We start from the raw sequence: 19,500 nt of genomic DNA, 5'->3' as shown, positions 1-19,500 counted from the left end.
TTTGTTTTTACCAACCACCAATAGCTCGATTCTGACGACCGCCATGCGCCATCCGAAAGCCGTTCTCTTCGCCGGCGAAAAGCCCTTCCCCATCCTGCCCGCCGTCGATCATTACGCCGGCTCGGAAAAACTGATGAAGAAGGCGCTGCAGCTGCAAAACGAACTCGGTCCCATTTTCGACATCACCTGCGATTGCGAAGATGGCGCCCACGCCGGAGCCGAGCGCGAACATGCCGAGATGGCCGCCGCCATGATCGTCAGCGACGACAATCGCTTCAACCGGGTCGGCGTCCGTGTGCACGACGTCACGCATCCTCATTGGCAGCAGGACATGGAGATCCTGGTTGGCACCGCCGGCAACCGACTCCCTTTCCTCACCCTGCCCAAGCCGTGCAGTTCGGGCGATGTCCAGGTACAGATCGAAGCGCTGCGTGATATCGAACGCCGCTTCGGCATCGAGCGGCAGATCCCGGTCCATGTCCTGATCGAGACGCACGGTGCCCTGCGCGACGTCTGGGAAATCGCCGCCCTGCCCGGTGTCGAGAGCCTCGATTTCGGTCTGATGGACTTCGTATCCGGCCACCATGGTGCGATTCCCGGTACGGCCATGAAGAGTCCGGGTCAGTTTGACCACCCGCTGATCGCGCGAGCCAAATGCGAAATCACGGCGGCAGCACTGGCCAATGGCATCGTGCCGTCGCACAACGTCACGACCGAACTGAAGGATATTGAAATCATCCGTAACGATGCGTTGCGCGCCCGACGCGAGTTCGGCTATCTGCGCATGTGGAGCATTCACCCCAACCAGATCGTGCCGATCATCGAAGCCATGCGCCCCGACTTCTCCGAGGTCCAGACCGCCGCCGAGATTCTGATTGCCGCGCAAGACAAGGATTGGGGACCGATCCAGCACGAAGGGCGGCTTCATGATCGCGCCTCCTACCGCTATTACTGGGAATTGCTCGATCGCGCCCACGTGACGGGCATGCTCATTCCCGACGACGCGAAGAATCGCTTCTTTGCCTGAAACGCTGCCCATTCTTTTTCGTGACGAGCACCTCGTCGTCATCGACAAACCGCCCAACCTGCTTGTCCATCGTTCCGAAATCGACCGCCACGAAACGCGCTTTGCAATCCAGATCCTGCGCGACCAGATTGGCCAGCGCGTCTGGCCTGCGCACCGGCTGGACCGTGGAACCTCAGGCATTCTGCTCTTCGGCCTGAATGTCGGGATGGCCAGCCTGCTGGGCCGGCAATTCGAGCAAGGCCTGGTCGATAAACGCTATTGGGCTGTCGTACGCGGCCATCCGCCACCGGCCGGCAGTATCGACCATGCCTTGAGCAGGCAACGCGATGCCTATGAATTCCAGGGCGACCAGTGCAGCATCGAAGCGCAGGACGCCCTGACTCACTATCGGAAACTGGCGGAAATCGAACTTCCGGTGGCTGTCGACCGCTACCCGACCAGCCGCTATGCGCTGCTTGAACTCGAACCGGTCACCGGACGCCGCCACCAGATTCGCCGCCATCTCAAACATATTGCCCACCCGATCATCGGCGACACCACGTACGGCAAAGGCCGCCACAACCGGTTTTTTGCCGAATCGCTGGACTGTCGGCGACTGCTGCTGGCCTGCGTCGGACTTGGCTTCAACCATCCGGTCAGCGGCGAACGGCTCAAAATCGAAGCGCCAGTATCCGGCGAATTTGCCGCGACACTGGCGCGCTTTGGCTGGCCCGGCAATCAATAGCCGATAGAACCCTCTAGCTCGTTGAGATGTTTCATCTCGCGCTCCAGATCGACCATATCCTGGCCCAGCGCATCGCGTGCCGATACCATGCCGACGGGCGCGCCATCCCGGTCAACCACCGGCACATGCCGGAATCCGCCTTCGGCCATCATGTAGAGAGCGTAGGCCAGCGGCTTGTCGGCGCCAATGGTCTGCGGATCGCGCACCATGACCTGATCGACGCGGGTAGCATCCGGGTCGGCGCCGGCTGACAGAATCTTGTTCAACACGTCGCGCTCGGTAAAGATTCCCGCAATGCGGTTGTTGTCCACCACCAACAGGGCGCCGATCTTACTTTCGGTCATCTGGCGGCAGGCGGCGCGCACGGTCATATCCTTGCTGGCCGTTACCAGGGTACGGCCAGTGAGTATTTCGCTGATCATCCTTCTTTGCATGATTGTCTCCTTTGTTGTCGGGGCTGGTTCCGCGCTCCTATCATGCAGGATGCCGCGGCGCTTGCAAAGGCTACATCGACTTTATGACAGTTATTGCAATGATCACAAAGATAATGACCATGCCGATCAGCTCGACGTTCAATGAATATCGATCCTATTTCGGCAGTTAGTACACGACACGAACCCGGGCATCCGCCTTGGTCAGTTCGATGAAGCCGATACCGCCGGGCTGCGAAAGCACAAGCTTCATCACGTCCTCGGGGCTTGCCGCCTTGACTGGCGGCTGCTGGCGCCCGGAAAAGAGCTGCCTCGACCAGTAGGCATTGACCTCGGACAGCTCCTTGCCAACCAGGGCGCTGTAAAAACGCGCCCGATCCGGGTGGCTGTCAGCCATATCGACCGGTTGCGTCTCGACCCCGTTGAAGAATTGCCGGGTACGCCCGAAGAAAACGTTGATGACCTCGTTCCGCGACATCGCGGCGACGCCACTGCGCGCATTGACGACCACGACCAGCTGAGCATGCGCCGCCCCTGCCAGCATCAGCAGCCAGGTCGTCAAGCAGAGAAGGATCAGGCGACGTATCGGCATGGCCTCAGAAAATAAAATCGAAGGTCACGGTATAGACGTCCATGCGTCCGGACCACTGGCCACTGGCCGGATCGCTGCGATAGGGGAAGATCGACGTGGACTCACCACGAATGCTATCCCATTGCGCCTTGAGCGCCATGTTGCGTGCCAGATCCCAGCGCAATCCGACGATACGGGTAGCCTGATCCGCATGGGCATCCGCCATGATCTTCGCCTCGATGACCTGGCGCCCGGCAGTATTGCGCTGCACCGAACGAATCCAGGAATAGCCGAGATAGGGCTTGACCTCGCCGACCCGATACCCAGCCAGCAGGTAGCCCCCCTCCGAGCTTTCGAATGAGTTGCTCCCCTGCTCGATGCGATTGAGCATCAACTGCACCTGCAACGGCCCCTGATCGTAAACCACGCCCAGTGAATAGTAGTCCGAACGCCGGTCACGGGAAGCGAGGTAGCGCGAAGAAGCCGCCGGGTCGGGCGAATAGGCCTGCAGGATATCGCTGATGGGCAGATCGTTCTTGAACGTGATGTTGGCGTAGCTCGCCCGGATTTGCCAGGCCGCATACTGATACTCGACCGACGCGCCGGTCATGGGCGAACCGTCGATATCCCACTGGCGGTCTGCCAAGGGAATCTGACCATTGGAAAGACCGTAAAAGGCCTTGAAGCGAACGAGACTTTCACCAAGGGACAAGGCGTAAGCGGCGTCGCCACCATTGATGCTGTAGAAGGGCAAATACCAGAAATAGTCGCCAGGCGGACGTACCGTCAGGTAGGAATAGCCCACCCAGCGCGAGTCGGCCATCATGAAGAAGTCCGTACCCAGGCGCCCCAGGCGTAGCGTCGCACTGGGCGTCGGTTCATAACGGAGATAGGCCCAGGCGATCTCCGGGTTGTACGTGCGGTCGTAGCGGTACTTGGTGGTTGCCTGGACCACAGCCGACAGGCGAGGATCGATCTGCCAGCTTCCCTGCAGGCCGAACACGCTGTCGTTGCGGCCATCCCAGTGCTTCCTGACACCGCTCGGCTGCGACAGGTCACGGACAAACTCAAGCTGATCGCTCGTCGTCCTGGCCATCCCGAATGTTCCGAAACCCTGCAGGCTGAACGCCGAAGAACCGTCGGATGCGACGACGAGAGAAGAAAGCGCCAGAAGGCAGCAGGCGCCAAGCAAGCGCCTGAATGCACCTCCCCGTCTTCTCCCCTTCATCATTCGCGCAAACTGCATGTCCATCCAGACTTCAGATACTTGAACTTATTGCCTCACCGGAAGCGTGAGGCGACAACCACTCAAGCTGACTAGGGTGTCGGCAGCGCGATCTTGTTGTCCGTGCTGAACTGGTAGTCCTTGAACACATGCTCCGCCGACAGCACCTGGTAACGGCCGTCCTCAAGCTTGAGGGTCGTATCCTTCAGGCGGTAGGTCAGGTGGCCGCAGGTCCAGATTTCGAAGTTGCGCATGTGGGTGCACAGACAGGTCTTGTCCCAGACCTTGACCTTCCGCGCTTCGGGATGCGCGGCGACTTCGCGGTTGTAGGAGGTGATGTAGGCGCATTTGCCGTTGGCGTCGAGCAGATAGCCATAGGCTTCGCAGTTCGGGCGGATACCGTCGCCGATGCCCGGGCTGGACTTGATCATGCGCATCGGATAGCCGGTCGGCGAAATCTGGTTGACTTCGATATCGTCTTCGTCGGCCTTGAAGTATTCCTGCTTGGCCGCGTCCGGCAAGCCGCACTCGCTGGTCACCGTGAAACGCGTGGCCACCTGGACGCCGGCGGCGCCCATTTCGAGGAAGCCGGCCGCATCGGAGCCGGTGAAGATGCCGCCAGCGGGCAGAACCGGGATATTCAGGTTTTCGTCCCGCAGGTACTGGAGCACTTCGGCGACGATGGTAGCCAGGTCGTACTGCGCCCAGTCCATGCCGAAACCAAGGTGGCCTCCGGCCAGCGGACCTTCGACAACGATGTAATCCGGCAGGCGGTTGGTACGGGCGCTCTTCTTCAGGAAAAGCTGCAGGGCGCGAACCGAGGAGACGATGATGCCCAGTTGCACATCGCGGAAGCGCGGATGATCCTCGATCAGGGCAAAGGAACCCAGATGCAGGCCGGCCGCCAGCGTGATGCCGTCGATACCGGAATCCATGGCGGCCGTCATGCGGACCTTAAGGGTCTCCTTCGGCGCGTTCATGGTCAGCTTTTCCATGCAGTTGATGAAGACCAGGCCGTTCCCCTGCTTGCGGCGCATGGTCGCCTCGACGTGCAGCCGGGTGGCTTCCTCGAGACGGCCGAGATCGAACTTGACCGGCGACTTGTCCTCGTTCTGGACGTTGTACTTGTAGAGCGCGAGCTTTTCCTTGACGTGCTTGGTTTCGTAGCGACGATCGGAAACCGTATTGATCATCGCATCCGAAATATGCCCGACGCCACCCAGCCGGGCTGCCTCCAGGGCCAGATCGGCCGTCGAAATATCAACCCCCATGCCGCCGATCATGATCGGCACGAGCTCGTGCTTGCCAAGCCGCAAGCGGAAATCATCCACACGCTTCATCATTGTCCTTATGGAAATCAGCCGAACAACCCCTCACCCATCGGCCAAGGATGGGATTTTACGCCATTGTGGGAAACGATGCGTGACCAGCCCGGTATAAATCAAGTTTGCGACTCGCGACTGTCGTTAAACTTGCCACTTCGATCGTACTTTTCTCCTCCGGTTCATCATGTTTTCACGTACCCACCCGCTATGGCTCGTCGGCTTCCGCCCCTTCTTCGCCCTCGCCTGCCTTGCCGGCATGCTCTTCCCCATCGCCTGGGCGCTGATGTTCAGCGGCAGCCTGCCGGCCCCGAACGCGCCGTTCACGTCGGTTCAATGGCATGCCCATGAGATGTTCTTCGGCTTCGGCTGGGCGGTACTGGGGGGCTTCCTGCTCACCTCGACCAAGAACTGGGTCAACATCCGCGGCTATCACGGACCGGCCCTGATGCTGCTCGCCACAGCCTGGATCGTCGAGCGGCTGGCCATGAGCTTCGGCGGCCAATGGCCGTTGCCGGTCGCCATGCTCGCCAACAACGCCTTTCTCGGCAGCATCGCCGCCATGCTGGTGTGGACGCTGATCCGTTATCGCAGCCAGGACAGCTACCGCGACAACGCTTTCTTCATGGTCATGCTGCCGGCCTTCCTGGTGGCCAAATACCTGATGCTCTACGGCAACGACTTTCCGGCCGGCTATGGAATGAGCATCGCGCTGTTCCGCATGGCCTTCCTGGTCATGCTCGAACGCACCCTGACGGGATTCATGAAAGCAGTCTTCCAGATCCAGATTCTGCGCCAACCCAAACTCGACATGCCGATCAAGCTGCTCGGCCTGCTCCTGGTTCTCGAACCCTTCCTGCCCCGCCCGCTGACCGCCGGCCTGTCGCTGGCGCTGGCCGTTCTGCTCGCCATCCGCTTCGTTTTCTGGAAGCCGCATCTCGCCTTCAAGCGCATCGACATCGGGATCATGTACATTGGCTACTTGGCCATCGTCGGCCAGCTGCTGGTCGAAGCCCTGGGCCACGCCATGAACTTCGTGTGGATCGGCTCGGTCTCGGTACACCTCTTCACTTTCGGCGCCATGGGCTGCGTCATCCCAGCCATGATCATCCGCATCTCGAAAGGGCACACCGGCCGCAAGGTCGTCTTCGACGGGCTCGACCGCGCCGTGCTGTATATCATGATCCTGGCGCTCATCGTCCGCGTCGCCGTGCCGCAGTTCGTACCCGGGGCCTACATCGGCATCATCCACGCGTCGGCAAGCTGCTGGCTCGTCGCTTTCGGCATACTCGCCTGGCGCTACATCCCCATCCTGATGCAAGCCCGCATCGACGGCCGGGAGCATTGATCGCCGCGGCGTGGGACAATGGCGGCCCGTTTCAAGGAACACCGCCATGCACCCCCGCAACGAAAATGCCGATGGCTACGACCTGGCTGTACTGACCGCCACGTCGGCCGCGCTGGCCAAGCACATCAAGACGACACCCGCCGGCACGCCGAGCATCGATTTCGCCAACCCGGCCGCCGTCAAGGCGCTCAACCGGGCACTGCTCATGCACCATTACGGCGTCAAGGGCTGGGACATCCCGGCCGGCTACCTCTGCCCGCCGATTCCCGGCCGCGCCGACTACATCCACGCACTGGCCGACCTGCTCGCCGACGGCAATGCCATCCCCACCGGCCCCGGCGTGCGCGGACTGGACATCGGCACCGGCGCCAACCTGGTCTACCCGCTGATCGGCCACGCCGCCTACGGCTGGTCCTTCCTCGGCACCGACATCGACGAGGCGGCGCTGGCCAACGCCAGCGCCATTCTCGCCAAGAACCCCGAGATCGCCACCGACGTCGAACTGCGCCACCAGCCGGTATGGGACAACATTTTCACCGGCCTGCTGCGCAGCGGCGAGAACTTCGACTTCACGATGTGCAACCCGCCCTTCCACGCCTCGCCCGACGAGGTGCTGGCCGTCAGTCAGCGCAAATGGAACAACCTCGGCAAACCCGGTGCCAGCAAGGGCTCCACGCAGGCCCGCCTCAATTTCGGCGGCGGCGGCACCGAACTGTGGTGCAACGGCGGCGAGCGCGGTTTCGTCAAGACCATGATCGAACAGAGCACGCAGATTCCCAAGCGCGCACTGTGGTTCACCACGCTGCTCTCCAAGGCGGACAATCTCACCCCGATTCAGGCCGTGCTCAAGAAGGCCCGCGTCGTGGACGTCCGCATCATCGACATGGCCCAGGGCCAGAAACAGAGCCGGATCGTCGCCTGGAGCTTCCTGAGCGCGGGGGACCGGTCGAAGTGGGCCAGAAGTCGATAAAACAGGGACATCGAAAACCCCAAAGCGGCCCGCTATCTCCGTATAGCTTCAACGTCCCCCATTGGGAAGCGGCTCAGGCGGACCCGATCTCCCTGATTACCGCCAAGCAGGGTGACATAACTGGCGTCCTGCTCGACAAAGAATCCGACATGCGAGGACTTCAGGACGACAATGTCGCCCAACTTCGGAGAAGACCGCGTGTCTTTAGCTCCCCAGCCCGCCCAGTTCTTTGCTCCCTCCGGCGTTTTCGGCAACGGTTGCGGAGACGGCCAGCCGCTCGGGGTCCGGCTAGACCTGTGGTATTCATCGCTGTAATTGTTCATCACCCAAGCCACGAAAGCGCCGCACCAGGCCGTCGTGTCACCTTGCCCCCCGAGCTTCGCTGCGGCAACGTCAAGGTATTCACAAATCCGCGGATTGCTGCTCTCACGCGTCGTCCCGCCACGCTCGCATTGCCCGAGTTCGCCAAATGCCCAGTCCATCCAGGGTGCCGCAGTCGTCCTGGGGTAGGCTGTTCCTCCCTGGAGCACCGCAGCAACCGTTCTCTCGTCCATTTCATCGAGACTTGCCGGATTGTTCGTTGCCGCGATCACCGTGGGCAAATCGATCACTTTCGCACCTGGGTTAGCACCTCTATCTGCTTTGTAGCGATACAACACACTCAACGCCCGCAGATCGTCGGTGAATTTCGTCTCATTGGGTGGCACACGCCCCGTGAAGGAGGTTGCCGCCATCAAGTTGTTCGCCAGGCCCGAAAGCAGAAAATAGCCATGCCCCAGTTGCGGACGGGTGGCAACCGCGCCATTGACCGCACCGGCAGAAATCGGGGGACGGCCGACAATATCGTTGTACAGCACGTAGCTCAGCGCCTCGTCAGCTGGGCGCCCATGCTCACTAAGCCACTTGGCCACCCCCGCCCGCGTTTCGCCATCAATGATTGCCGCCGGGTTCGTCAGCGCTCCAACCCGCTGTTTGAGCGCCATGACTTCGCGCCCGGTCAAACTGGCCTCGAAGGCATTGAGCGCCGTTGGCGAAACGCCGCCAACGCCGTTCACAGCGGGACTGGAAAGCGTGCCACTGCTACCTGATCGCCGCGCGATCTCAGGTAGGGGAAGAGTACCGCCACCCTTGGCCGCGCTTATTTCGTCGTCACGAATACGGCCGGCGGCACGCAAGCGAACAAATCGACCCAGCACATCAAACCAGAATGGAGCCCCAAGACTGATCAGCAACACGCTAATCGCCCCTCCAACGACAACCGACAAGAATATTTCGGGTATCGGCTTGTATTGCAAAGCCATCGCCGGCAGGCCCATGCCGACATGCCGCGCGACCCGGTGATTACAGGGCCAGATTCCGGCTTCCAAACTGCCGTCCAAGGCAGCATCCGGAGATGCGACCTTGACCTTGCAGAACTGGGCGCTCCAATTACCCTGATGATGACCGAAGGGCAGAGCGGTGTATTGCAATGCATCGTTTCCCATGCATCGCGAGATGTCCTCCAGCGAGTTGGCGCGCTCTCGACATTCGGAAAACGCTTCCGGGTGATCGCGGAATAGACGTGTGAAACTCTTGGGCTGATGTAGTTGAATGAGCTGCGCCAAACCGGTTTTGGACTCCTCCAGTTTCACCGCCGCCTCGCGCATGGCAGCTTGCACAGCGGGGTCTCGACTGGAAGTCATGGATGCCCGAACCCACGCAGAAATGTGGCTGACGCAACCGTATACCTGCTCCAGTGTCGCCTGCGTAGTTACCGGCTGTACGCTCGCCTCGCAAACTGCCTGCTTCTGGTTGTCGTATTTGCAAACCTTATGGTTAGTTAGACCGACCGACGCCTTGTCTATAGCTGGCATGATCGCATACGGAATGATCGTCAACCAGCTGGGCGGATCGGAAAGCTTCTGAGAATACTGCTCCAGTTGATCCTTCTGACACGGACTTCCACCTGCACAAGCCCTGCTCGCCGAACTCTTGTTGGGCGGTGGCTTGAAACCCAGGCTGGCCTCGTCGGTATAGCCATCTATAACGCAATAGCGCCTGACATCGGAAAGCTTGTATTGCAACTGCGCAATTTCCTTATCCTGCTTGAACGCGGCATACAAGCGGGTGTAAGCGTCGGTCAGCGCCGCTGAAACCTTTCCTTCGGGTGGCAGGCTTTTTGTCAAACTACTGTCGACGCTCCGTCCGGCATCCGATTCTCGTTGAATGAAAGCCAATTCTCCGACATCCGCAAGAGCCGCGCGTAACGCCGGGTCCCCGAGGAGACGGTTGAGCATGTTGTAGGCATCCAGATTCAGCAGCAGCACCACCACCGACGCGATGAACAAGGTCCACCAACTCGTTCGGCGCTTGAACCATCCCTTGGATCGATCACCGATCTTGGCGAACCAATCGGCAATGGCTAGTTCGAACGCCCCCCAGTCGCCCTCGGTACCTGGCAGCAATCCTTTGAGTGTTTGCACGTTACGCGCGTCGATCCCTGCGGGCTGCGCGGCGAGCGCATCGACAAATGCCGACGGGAGGTATTGCTCACTGGGGTGCGTCCCAGGATATTTCACGTTCAACGCCATCAAATAGGCCTTGGCGAATATATCGGGAGGAATTTCGGTTGGCCCGGTGCTGCGCGGAAACTTACTTTCCGCTTCTTTGTCCCCATTGGACAGCGCGAAGACCAAAGAATTTTTCAACACCCCCTCCTTGAGCATCACGTTTCTGCCACAGGCCTCAAGCAACAAGTCGTGCAACACCGAAACCCTGGTCCGGATCAGATTACCGAACAAGTACTCCTGGAAGGTGGTAACAAGGATTGAGGCCACCATGTAGATGAGGGCCATGGCAATCGCGACTTCAATCAGTGTCATGCTCATGCTTGGCTCCTATTCATCTGACGTCGTTATAGAACAGGTGATCGCCCCACTCAAAACACGGTGTATGCCCCCGCGCCCAATCGGTTGTCCGACTGGCAGCACGCGTAAGGTAGTATTGGGCGCCAAAGGTAAAATCCTGTTGCCTGCCGGCCAGTACATCGGCCGCGATTTCCATTGCCAGCCGGTATTCCGCATCCGGTGCCGACTCGATCAAATCAAGCTTGCGGCGGTTAGGATCGCCTTCGTTCCAGCAGGAAAACTGGCGGTAGGCACGGCACACAGAAAAAAAAGTATCGCAATTGCCACGACGGGCATTTTTGCGATTGGCCATCACGCAGGCAACGGCCTCCATGCCTTTTCGTCCTTGATTGCGTGCCTCCCCCCAAATCGTTTTTGCCAGAACACCGAGTTCCGTGGCGTAGTCGATTTGCTGTGAAATACCTGAGCCAGCGGGAGGATTAGAAAGGCGCAACGAGGCAAGAGGCCGATCGGCTTCGGTAATAGTCGCGGGATCGAAGCGCGTATAAGGCTTGACGTTATACCAGTCGAGCACGGGAGAAATGGGGCCCATCACGGCATTGGCTCCCCAAGCCTCTCCCGATTCGATAGCCGCAACATGCATCCCGAGCAAGCGCTGATCCGCTGTCCAGATTGCAGCCCCGCTATCGCCCGGCAGTGTTTGATCGGAGGCAAGATAGCCAATGGCATCACGCAAGAAGTAATCGGGGAATTTGTCACCGTCGGCAAGGAAAACCTTGCCTGACCATCTGTTTCGGAGCGCACCCGCGATCTCTCCCCGCAAGCTGTGCAGCACAACGCTCTTGTTGAATGCACACTCCGAATCAACCCCGGCTGGCATGTCCTGCGCCGACAGCTGTACTCTCAACTCGCTCAGGGCCGATGCATCGAGTTCGAGAAGCGCCGCGTCAATCGGGGCAATCGAATCTTCCTTTCCGCCAAGAACCGGTGCCCATTCACACAGGTAAGCAGAGAAAGACTTTCCGCTAAATGAAAGGGCAAACTCATCTCGGTACGCCGATTGCTTGTCCGGCGCCGCAACATGAGCGCATGTAATGACATAGTTTCGGTTGGCATTCAACTTGTCCCGCACCAGACAGGTTGCTGTCCCCTGTTCGCCCTCCCCGCTCAATCGCTGAACCCTCACGGTAGACTGCGCGACAGCGTGGGGAGCACGGCCTTTCCTTAATCGAACGGGAGGCAATTGCGGGTCAAAACACCAATAATCGGGCAAACTGGCAATGGGGATATTTTCTGCAACTGCCACATGACATGCCCAACAATCCGCCCCTTGCCCTGCACCTGGCAAGTCAATGAATATGGCATCCAATGCCTCACCGGAAATCCAGTCATCTTCCAAACTCGGCCCGGAACGAGCGATGCCCCTTCCCAGGCGCTCAAAGGCCCTGTTCAATATCGCCCATTGCTGCCATCTCATTTTCTAACCTCGGTACTTCTTATGGTTAGTGGAGACAATTCACCAAACAACTCTTCGGAACACCCGCCACGGCTCACCTCCGCCAAGATTTCCCTTTTTCGGGTTTCATGGGCGCTCAGCCAATCCTGAGCACTGACCAAGGCACTATCCAGAGCCCTCGACTTGGAGAGTAACCCCTTGTCGCTGGAAAGCGCTGAAACATGCTCCTGAGCATAGCCTTTTCGCTCACCTCTTTTCGACTGGCCAGTAGCACCATTCTCGGCATTCTTCTTTTCAAGCGCATTCACCAGATTGGCCAACTCGTTGCGCACAGCACCCAATTGGCTCGGAGCAGTTAGCGTTGGCGTTCGATCGTTAAGAGCAACGATCAGGCGTTGATTAATGTAACCAATACGATTCCGCAATCGCTGGCCTGAGTAGCGGATTTCGCTGCGCAGTGAGCGGAGTTGGAGCAGTTTTGCTCCGGCATCATCAATTTTTGCCTGACTACGATCAAGGAAGTTCTGTCGTCGATTGCCGCTGCCAGCACTACCCGGCAACACCCCGACTTCCCGCAATCGCGCTCCGATGCTTAATGAAATCGAAGTATCAGACCCGCTGCTACCGACTGGCATTTTCGACAATAAGTCGTCACGCGTCTGGGTAAACTCCTTGATGCTGCCCTCTAAGCAGGCGATCCGATTCTCGAGCGAGACCTCGGCGTTGTCCGTCGATGCTTCCCCCGCTTTGCAGCATGACCGAGTACTTTGTTCGTCACCACCGACACCCGAACAGACCAAGCCTGTGTCGCATGCCCGCGTTCTAGAAACACGTTCTATTCGTTCTTTTTCGTACAGATCCACGGCTGACAGCGAAATTGCACAGGATGCCTGCCGTGCCGCCTCAAGATAGAGCTTGTCACGCTCGGGAACACCTGAGCTCAGCAAGCCATATGTCCCCAACGCAATCGCTGACGCATCCCGAACCAGAGAAGCCGATGGATCGGCAATGCTTCTTGCCGCAACAAATACCGACAGCGGTACAAGCAAGGCGTTATAGGCGGTCGATGTCCTTAAACGCTCGGTTCCTTTCTCCAGCCAATCGCGCCGTCGCTTATCGGCCGCTTCTATCTCTTCCCCCAAGTGGTCAGCATAGCTCGCCTTGCAACAACAGTCCTGCGCGGACTTGCCGCTTTCAGTTTTGGTGGAGTCAGCAGTTTTTCTGAAGAACGAATCATCCTCTTGTGATGGGACCGGGTTGACGACCGTGCATGATGAAAGGCTCATCAATACCAAAAGTGCCCCCACCGGAAAATGCAATGACAATCCATTAATGCGACGACGTTCGATTTCCATGGAATCCCCCACGAATACCCGATGGAATGGGATATAGCGAACTGACCTACCGCAAACGGCATCCTTCCCTGCTGAGATGAATATAGATGATATATGCAAACAATTCCAATTCAGTTCATGACCATTTGATGCCAATAAACTGGCATTGAATAGTGTGACTTCCCTGGATTGAATGCCGCCAAGCCCGACTCGGAAAACTATCGCCCCAAATAGGCCCCCTGGTTTTGGAGGCCGGGGGTTTTGTCTTTTCGGGCTGGTTTATTTGCCGGCCGGTGCTACAGCGGTTGCCGGGGCCGGGGTGGCGACGCCCTGGGCAAAAGAAGCGGAAGCGAAGCCGGGGCAACGGTCAGGGCGATCAGGGTCTTGGTAATTTGCATTTTGTTTCTCCTTGAGAGGTCGATTTATTCGGCACTCGGTGCTGCCAACTTTTTCGCAGCGCCTTGTGCCGAATAACGCGGCAGGTTGCGGCGGCGATGTCAGCAGAAACGTAGTGCCGTGTATCGGGATGTGACGGAATGATTTCCGGGTTTTGCGCTATCCCGCCCGGTCGGTACCAGAATGCGGCGTGCTTTCGCCTTCCTCGCGAGCACGGGCGAGATATTCGGCCCACAGATGGCCATAGCGATCGTCGAATCGGGCATCGAGCCGTTCGACACCGGAAAAGCGGTCGACACGGAAGGTACGGAAGGTCTGGCGGAGTTCGCACCACGCACCGAGGGTCCAGCAGCGTCCCCAGAAGACGAGGCCGAGCGGCCAGAGAATACGCTCTGAACACGCCCCGTCGCCGCGCCGATAGGCGACACGCACCTTGTGTCCGGATTCCATGCCATCGCGCAGCGCGGCCATCGGTTCGCGCAGCGGCTCAGGCTGCAGGCAGTCCGGAGCGATGTAACGCCGACTGCTGGCCGCGATGCGCTCTTCCAGATCTCGCGGCAGCACGGCTTCGATGCGTGCCATGGCGGCGTCGGCGGCCTTGCCGAGCGCCGGATCGGTCCAGGCGCGGACCAGCTTGGCGCCGATGGCCAGGGCAGCCAGTTCGTCGGCGGTAAACATCAACGGCGGCACCTGGTAGCCACGCCGCAGGCGGTAGCCGACACCGGCCTCGCCGTCGATAGGAGCACCGGCCCGGATGAGATCGGCGATATCGCGGTAGACGGTGCGCTCCGATACCTCCAGCACCTCGGCCAACGCCCGGGCAGTGACGATGCGGCCGTGGCGCAACATGAGAATGATCTGAAACAGGCGGTCGGCAGGACGCATCGGCGGCGACTCCGGGAAAGGCAGCTGGATTTCAGCATAGCACGCGCCTTTGCGCGGCCCACGGCGTCTCCTGACACGACGTTGTCAGGAGGGGGAGCGGATGATGCACTCCACGCCGGCAAGCAACCGGCGCCCAACCCCAAGGAGAAAACCATGAACACCCCGATCTGCTGGTTCGAACTACCCACGACCGACCTCGACCGCGCCGTCGCTTTTTACCAACGCGTGCTCGGCGCGACTTTCCGCCGCGAAAGCTGCAGCGGCCATCCGATGGCGATCTTCGCCTACGACGACAACATGCCCGGTGGCGCGCTGGTCGCCATGCCGCAATTGGAACCGCGCGACAACGGCACGCTGATTTACCTGAGCGTGGACAATCTGGACGCGGCGCTGGAGCGTACGCTGGCTGCCGGCGGCCAGGTCGCCATGCCCCGCCTGGCCCTGGGGAAGAATGCGCAGGGCCAGGATATCGGCTTCATCGCGCTGATCGTCGACAGCGAAGGCAACCGCGTCGGCCTGCACGCCTGCCGCTAGACGTCCTCACCGCGCCCGGGCAGTGCATTCACCCCCGGGCGCTCGACCTGTTGCCGATGTCCGCCCGGCCACCAATCCGGGCCGGTCGCGCGGACGCGAAAATAAGGAGACACGGCACCCGGTATAATGTTCGCCCTTTATGTTGCCGGTGCCTCCCGTGTCCGACCGTCTTGCCGTCCTCCCCCAATACCTGATCCCCAAGCAGGCCCTTACCGTTCTGGCGGGCAAACTGGCCTCGGCCGAAGCCGGTTCGCTGACGACCTCGGTCATCCGCTGGTTCGTCGGCCGCTACAACGTGAACATGGCCGAAGCGGCCAATCCGGACATTGGCAGCTACCCAAGCTTCAACGCATTTTTCACCCGCCCGTTGAAAGATGGCGCCCGGCCGCTGGCCGAGGCCGATTTCCTGTGTCCGGTAGACGGCGCGATCAGCCAGTTCGGCGCCATCGCGCGCGACCAGATCTTCCAGGCCAAGGGGCATTCCTACTCGACCACCGCGCTGGTCGGCGGCGACCGCGAACTGGCCGCCCGCTTCGAGAACGGCAGCTTCGCCACGCTCTATCTCAGCCCGCGCGACTATCACCGCATCCACATGCCCTGCGACGGCCGGCTGACGCGGATGATCTACGTCCCCGGCGCGCTGTTTTCGGTCAACCCGACCACCGCCCGCGGTGTACCCGGACTTTTTGCCCGCAACGAACGCGTCGTCTGCGTCTTCGAATCGGCGGGCGGCCCTTTCGTGCTGACCCTGGTCGGCGCCACCATCGTCGGCAGCATGGCGACGGTCTGGCATGGCACGGTCAATCCACCGCGTCCGGGCGTGATCCGCGAATGGCGCTACGACGAGCAGAACATCGTGCTCAGGAAGGGCGAGGAAATGGGGCGTTTCCTGCTCGGCTCGACGGTCGTCATGCTCTTTCCGCAAAACCGCCTGTCCTTCAATCCCGATTGGTCGCCGGCCCGGTCGATCAAAATGGGCGAGGCAATGGGCTGCAATTCTTAACAAAAAAACACCACGCCCTATACCACTTTGGTAATAGGGTAGCGGTATGTATTTCAAATCCCTCAAAACACGCTTCTCCATTGGTGTCGTTCTGCTGTTTTTCGTCGCACTGGCGGTCATCCTGCACGTCGTACTGGATACGCTGCAGGAACGATTCCAGCGACTGATCGGCCAGGATGTCGCGCTCCTGACGGAAACCCACGCGACCATGCTGGACAGCCGCTTCGAAGCGGCGACACAAATGCTGCAAACCATTGCCGCGAATACGCCGGCAAGGGCGTTCGACGACGCCAGCGTTGCCCATGCCTATATCGGCACCCAATCGGCCGGGCTTGGCGTTTTTGACCTTGGGCTCTATATCGGCAACAAGGACCGTATCCTCATGGGTGTCAACACGACGGACCCCCTTGTCGCCGCCAAACGCCTCGGCAAGCTGACAGGGGCGCCGGATGCCGACTACCGCGCGCGGGAGAGACGCCTGCCGACCTTTTCCGAGCCCTACCCCTCGCCATCCTGCAACGGCTGCCCGGCGGTCGCCCTGATCATCCCGATCTTTGGCAAGGATGGCGAACATCGCGGATTCGTCACCGGCGCCCTGCGCCTCGACGGCAGCAACTTCCTGGCCTCGCTGAAGGATGTCCGCATCGGTCAAGGCGGCTATTTCTTCCTGCTGACGCGGTCGCGGACCATGCTGATGCATCCGGACCCGACGCGGATCATGAAAACCGCGGCCAAACCCGGCCAGAACCTGATCATCGACAAAGGACTCGACGAGAACTTCGAAGGGAGCGGTGTCACCGTCAACAGCACGGGCACGAAAATGATTGTCGGCATACGTACCATGAAAAGCACAGGCTGGTTGCTGGCCGCCAACTATCCCGTCGCCGAAGCTGAGCAGCCGTTTCGCGAAACCCGCGACCGGGTCTTCTTTCTTGCCGCCATTGCCGGATTCGGTATCCTGGCATTGGCGTGGATCATGGTGCAACGCTCCCTGGCCCCCTTGTCGCGCCTCACCGAACACGTCGCCCGCTTGACCAACCAGGTCGAGAAAACACCGATAGATCTGCAGGCAACGGGTGAAATCGGCATGCTGGAGCAGGCATTCAACGACATGCTTGCCGTGCAGGAGAAGCAACGCCACGAACAAGAACGTGTCGACGCTGAAATACGCAACCTGAACGCCAATCTGGAGCGTCTGGTCGACGAACGGACCATTGCGCTGGCCAACGCCAATCGGGAACTGGAGCAAACCGTCCAGACCTTGACCGATACCCGCCAGGAACTGGTTGAAGCAGAGAAACTGGCCGCCCTGGGGGCGCTGGTTGCCGGCATTGCCCACGAACTGAATACGCCGATCGGCAACTGCGTCCTGGTCGCCTCGCGCCTGAGCGACGAAACGGCGGCCCTGCAATCGGAAATCGAAAGTGGCCAGCTCCGCAAAACGACCCTCCGCGAGCATATGGACAAGCTCGATAATGCGACGCACATCCTTCAACGCAATCTCGACAAGGCGGCCCAGCTGATTGCCAGTTTCAAGCGTGCCGCCGTCGACCGGACGAGCGACGCCCGCCGGGGTTTCATGCTGAAGGAAACCTTGAATGACACGGTAGTCATGCTTACCCCCAGCCTGAAACGCGGCCATTGCACAGTCGCCACCGACATCGACGGCGACATCCCGATGAACGCTTACCCCGGCAGCCTGAACCAGGCCGTTTCCGCCCTGCTGGAAAACGCCATGATCCACGGCTACGGGGAACGAGGCGGTGAAATCCACTTGTCCGCGAAGCAGGAGGGCGACAAGGCGGTGATCGTCATCCACGACAACGGCGCGGGCATTGCCGAGGAAAACCTCGGACGCGTTTTCGACCCCTTCTTCACCACCCGCTTCGGAAAAGGCGGCAGCGGTCTCGGGCTGAACATCGTCTACAACATCGTGACCGGAATTCTCGGCGGGAAGATACGCGTTGAAAGCCGGCCCGGCCAAGGCTGCACCTTCACCTTGACGCTCCCGCTGGAAGCGCCCGCAGCGACCTAGACAGGCGCTACTGGAATGCCCCCGGCGCAAGCAGGCTGCCCGGCTGCATCCGGCGGGTTCCCGCCGGGAAGACGAACTCGGCATCGGGCAACAGCGCCATGGCCGGCGCCATCCCCGGCGGACTGACCATGCCGCGCAGCGGCGACAGACTGGTCAGTTTCAGCGGAATGCCGCCCATCTCGACCAGTTCGTGCCGCGCCGCCAAACGGTTGCCTTCGAATCGGCCTTGCGCCGGCTTGTGGAGATCGCCCACCCCAACGATCAGGTTGTTGAGCAACCAGACTTCGACATCGCCGCCCATCCGGTCGGTACGCACGTTGACGAAAGTACCGGCGTAGGCGTCGTTGATCAAGGTGTTGTGCGCCATGTAGAGCGCATTGTCAGGCCATTTCGGCCCCTCGGCGCCATAGGAAACCAGGCGCGGATTGTCGGTGCCGGCGCTTTGACCGATGGTATTGCCGACCACGTAAGCGACACCGCCATTGGGGAACTCCAGTTCGTAGGACGACTTGCCGCCGGCCCCATCGACCAGCATGTTGTACAGGATGTGGTTCTCGCGCGCCCGCGATTTGACGAGATGGCCGAGATAGCCATTGGAGAAACGGCTGCCCCGCAACGTGAATTTCCCGATCGCGCCGACATACAGCAGATGGTGCAGATCGCCCTGGGTACGCGGCGCGTCGCCGAACTCGCTATCGATCACCTCGAGAGTCGACTCGCCGCGGTTCGCCGTCAGGATGCCCATCTCGTTGTCGAAGAAGGCGCAAGCCCGCACGGTCAGGCTACCCTTTTCAAAACGGATTCCGGCGCCGTTCAGGTCGGCGCTCCGCGCTCCGCGAAATTCGATATTCTCGATCCGCAGCTTGCCGCCGCGCACCACCCAGATCGCCTTGCCCTCCGCATTCTTGCCATCGGCCAGCATGACCGGCCGCTCGCCGGCACCGCGGATCACCAGGTTGTTCTGCGTCCAGACGGCCGGCTGCCCGCGATAGACGCCCGGACGGATCTCGATCACGTCGCCGTCGCGCGCCAGTTTGGCGGCTTCGGTGATCGAGGCGATTTTCTCGCCGGGACCGACGACCATCGTGGCCGGTACGGCTGCCTCCATGGCAAGCGCCGCTTCCGGACGAGCCACCAGCCGTCCGTCAGCCCCCCGGCGAATTTCCCCCAGATAGTCCGGCGCCGGCGGCAGCGTGTCGCCCGTCTGCGCCAGCACATTGCCCAGGGAAAGCCATAACCACAGGCCGCCCACAGGCAGCAGGCGTGCAATCGATCGAACCATGGCAGGCCGCTCCGCTCAAGAAATGGGGAAGCAGCCATGAAACGGCGCCATGATGCATTTGTCAACCGGGCACTCCGTGGCAATATCTCCCCTTCGCCGCCGATCTCCGAC

16 protein-coding genes are annotated in these 19,500 nt (G+C 60.3%); 7 read left to right on the top strand and 9 right to left on the bottom strand.

Annotation, left to right across the window (positions count from 1 at the left end):
• Window positions 1-43 precede the first annotated feature (43 nt).
• A complete protein-coding gene (locus tag F1002_RS04790; RefSeq protein WP_150427857.1) occupies window positions 44-1,027 on the top strand; it encodes a CoA ester lyase in 984 nt (327 codons plus the stop codon).
• Window positions 1,020-1,751, top strand: coding sequence for a tRNA pseudouridine(65) synthase TruC (locus tag F1002_RS04785; RefSeq protein WP_150427856.1), 732 nt, complete (start codon window positions 1,020-1,022; stop codon window positions 1,749-1,751). Before F1002_RS04790 ends, F1002_RS04785 begins: the two co-directional genes overlap by 8 nt.
• Here the strand turns inward: F1002_RS04785 and F1002_RS04780 are convergent.
• The 4 genes from F1002_RS04780 to F1002_RS04765 form a co-directional block, all read right to left on the bottom strand.
• Window positions 1,745-2,185, bottom strand: coding sequence for a cyclic nucleotide-binding/CBS domain-containing protein (locus tag F1002_RS04780; RefSeq protein WP_150427855.1), 441 nt, complete (start codon window positions 2,183-2,185; stop codon window positions 1,745-1,747). The genes F1002_RS04785 and F1002_RS04780 overlap by 7 nt on opposite strands.
• Before the next feature lie 166 nt (window positions 2,186-2,351).
• Window positions 2,352-2,774, bottom strand: a complete 423-nt coding sequence (locus F1002_RS04775) for a hypothetical protein (RefSeq protein WP_150427854.1) — start codon at window positions 2,772-2,774, stop codon at window positions 2,352-2,354.
• A gap of 4 nt (window positions 2,775-2,778) precedes the next feature.
• Window positions 2,779-3,849, bottom strand: coding sequence for a hypothetical protein (locus F1002_RS04770; RefSeq protein ID WP_150427853.1), 1,071 nt, complete (start codon window positions 3,847-3,849; stop codon window positions 2,779-2,781).
• A gap of 221 nt (window positions 3,850-4,070) precedes the next feature.
• On the bottom strand, window positions 4,071-5,318 hold the full coding sequence (locus F1002_RS04765) for a nitronate monooxygenase (RefSeq protein ID WP_150427961.1): 1,248 nt from the start codon (window positions 5,316-5,318) through the stop codon (window positions 4,071-4,073).
• Window positions 5,319-5,487: 169 nt separating this feature from the next.
• Here F1002_RS04765 and F1002_RS04760 point away from each other — a divergent pair, with 169 nt between their 5' ends.
• Together F1002_RS04760 and rlmF are read left to right on the top strand one after the other, a co-directional pair.
• Complete coding sequence (locus F1002_RS04760; protein WP_150427852.1) at window positions 5,488-6,648, top strand: NnrS family protein; 1,161 nt, start codon at window positions 5,488-5,490, stop codon at window positions 6,646-6,648.
• A 46-nt stretch (window positions 6,649-6,694) separates the two neighbouring features.
• A complete protein-coding gene (gene rlmF, locus F1002_RS04755; protein ID WP_150427851.1) occupies window positions 6,695-7,618 on the top strand; it encodes a 23S rRNA (adenine(1618)-N(6))-methyltransferase RlmF in 924 nt (307 codons plus the stop codon).
• Window positions 7,619-7,650: 32 nt separating this feature from the next.
• On the opposite strand, the gene F1002_RS04750 is transcribed toward rlmF, so the two are convergent.
• The 4 genes from F1002_RS04750 to F1002_RS04735 form a co-directional block, all read right to left on the bottom strand.
• Complete coding sequence (locus F1002_RS04750) at window positions 7,651-10,485, bottom strand: hypothetical protein (RefSeq protein WP_150427850.1); 2,835 nt, start codon at window positions 10,483-10,485, stop codon at window positions 7,651-7,653.
• Window positions 10,486-10,498: 13 nt separating this feature from the next.
• Window positions 10,499-11,941, bottom strand: coding sequence for a cell wall hydrolase (locus F1002_RS21165; RefSeq protein ID WP_223879462.1), 1,443 nt, complete (start codon window positions 11,939-11,941; stop codon window positions 10,499-10,501).
• Window positions 11,938-13,275 carry a hypothetical protein gene (locus F1002_RS04740; RefSeq protein ID WP_150427849.1) on the bottom strand — a complete coding sequence of 446 codons (1,338 nt, stop codon included), beginning with the start codon at window positions 13,273-13,275 and terminating at the stop codon, window positions 11,938-11,940. The genes F1002_RS21165 and F1002_RS04740 overlap by 4 nt, the downstream gene beginning before the upstream one ends.
• A gap of 534 nt (window positions 13,276-13,809) precedes the next feature.
• Window positions 13,810-14,535 (bottom strand): YafY family protein, encoded by a 726-nt coding sequence (locus F1002_RS04735; protein WP_150427848.1) that lies wholly within the window; start codon window positions 14,533-14,535, stop codon window positions 13,810-13,812.
• Window positions 14,536-14,688: 153 nt separating this feature from the next.
• On the opposite strand from F1002_RS04735, the gene F1002_RS04730 reads away from it, so the two are divergent.
• From F1002_RS04730 to F1002_RS04720, 3 genes are all read left to right on the top strand, one after another.
• Entirely contained in the window at window positions 14,689-15,069 is a 381-nt protein-coding gene (locus F1002_RS04730; protein WP_150427847.1) for a VOC family protein, read from the top strand.
• A 157-nt stretch (window positions 15,070-15,226) separates the two neighbouring features.
• Window positions 15,227-16,072 carry an archaetidylserine decarboxylase gene (gene asd / locus F1002_RS04725; RefSeq protein ID WP_150427846.1) on the top strand — a complete coding sequence of 282 codons (846 nt, stop codon included), beginning with the start codon at window positions 15,227-15,229 and terminating at the stop codon, window positions 16,070-16,072.
• A 46-nt stretch (window positions 16,073-16,118) separates the two neighbouring features.
• A complete protein-coding gene (locus tag F1002_RS04720; RefSeq protein WP_150427845.1) occupies window positions 16,119-18,107 on the top strand; it encodes an ATP-binding protein in 1,989 nt (662 codons plus the stop codon).
• A gap of 7 nt (window positions 18,108-18,114) precedes the next feature.
• Here the strand turns inward: F1002_RS04720 and F1002_RS04715 are convergent, their stop codons facing one another.
• On the bottom strand, window positions 18,115-19,389 hold the full coding sequence (locus F1002_RS04715) for a hypothetical protein (protein WP_150427844.1): 1,275 nt from the start codon (window positions 19,387-19,389) through the stop codon (window positions 18,115-18,117).
• Window positions 19,390-19,500: the final 111 nt, after the last annotated feature.

The organism is Dechloromonas sp. CZR5, assembly GCF_008711155.1.
GTDB lineage: Bacteria > Pseudomonadota > Gammaproteobacteria > Burkholderiales > Rhodocyclaceae > Azonexus.
Note: the sequence above shows the minus strand (reverse complement) of the source record. Positions and strands in the feature narration are given on the sequence as shown.